At 57.6% G+C, this 726-nt stretch carries 3 protein-coding genes; 2 read left to right on the forward strand and 1 reads right to left on the reverse strand.

The annotated features are described in order from the left end of the window. Positions 1-130, reverse strand: a 130-nt coding sequence (locus GHO32_RS27340) for a MobA/MobL family protein (RefSeq protein WP_372239846.1), incomplete at its 3' end; no start/stop codon positions are given. A gap of 144 nt (positions 131-274) precedes the next feature. Between GHO32_RS27340 and GHO32_RS26145 the strand changes: the two genes are divergently transcribed. Further along, positions 275-532 (forward strand): hypothetical protein, encoded by a 258-nt coding sequence (locus GHO32_RS26145; RefSeq protein WP_094995346.1) that lies wholly within the window; start codon positions 275-277, stop codon positions 530-532. Beyond that, complete coding sequence (locus tag GHO32_RS26150; protein ID WP_153338439.1) at positions 529-699, forward strand: hypothetical protein; 171 nt, start codon at positions 529-531, stop codon at positions 697-699. Before GHO32_RS26145 ends, GHO32_RS26150 begins: the two co-directional genes overlap by 4 nt. Positions 700-726 lie beyond the last annotated feature (27 nt).

A 726-nucleotide genomic window follows, 5' to 3' on the forward strand; every position in this document is an offset into this window, starting at 1 on the left:
GGGTGTAGTCATGGACAAGGCCGGTGCGTTCATCGACCAACTCGGAACCCGAACGATAGGCAGCAGCGGCGACGGCTGACCGTCCCGCGCTGCGTGCTATCGGCTTCGTGGTTGCGTGGTAGATGGCGATGGCCTTTGCTCCTTATTCTGATTTTTGCTTTTGCCCCGCAGGGCGCGCTGACTCGGTACGAGTCGTAAGTGCGCACTTGCTGCTTTCGCTTCGCTCTCTTGCTGCGTGTTATCGTACCACGACATATCTGAGTGAGGCCGGAAAATGGCACAAACCATAGAGCAAAAAATCGCAGAAGCTGAAGCCAAGCTAAATCGACTTCGGCAGCAAAGCCGTCAGCTCGAGAACGGGCAAAAGATCATTCTCGGCGGCCTGCTGCTCAATGCGGCCCAGCATCAGCCCAACATCCGCAAATGGCTGCTCGACGAGGCGGCCAAGGTCGTGACCCGTGACGTGGACAAAAAGCGGTTGGCTCCGTTGCTGTACGAGCTGGCGAAAATGCCCCAGGAGCCGCAGCAATGAATCAAACCGATGAGTTTGTGATTGATGGTTCAGAGCCCACCAAACCGGGGCGAGGCGTTCGTCGTGTGAATTACACGCCACTGGCTGTGCTTGCTGGGGTGACGGTGGCAACGGTGGCGGCCTTGCTGGGCTATCGCGTTGGAAAGAAACGAGGGAAAGGGGACTGATAAATCGGTCTTAGCCCCTCCCCTTGG

This window comes from Pseudomonas sp. FSL R10-2189, assembly GCF_009600325.1.
Lineage (GTDB): Bacteria > Pseudomonadota > Gammaproteobacteria > Pseudomonadales > Pseudomonadaceae > Aquipseudomonas > Aquipseudomonas helleri.

Coding starts and splice junctions, on each gene's coding strand:
- GHO32_RS26145 (WP_094995346.1), top strand. CDS start 275: ATGGCACAAACCATAGAGCAAAAAATCGCAGAAGCTGAAGCCAAGCTA.
- GHO32_RS26150 (WP_153338439.1), top strand. CDS start 529: ATGAATCAAACCGATGAGTTTGTGATTGATGGTTCAGAGCCCACCAAA.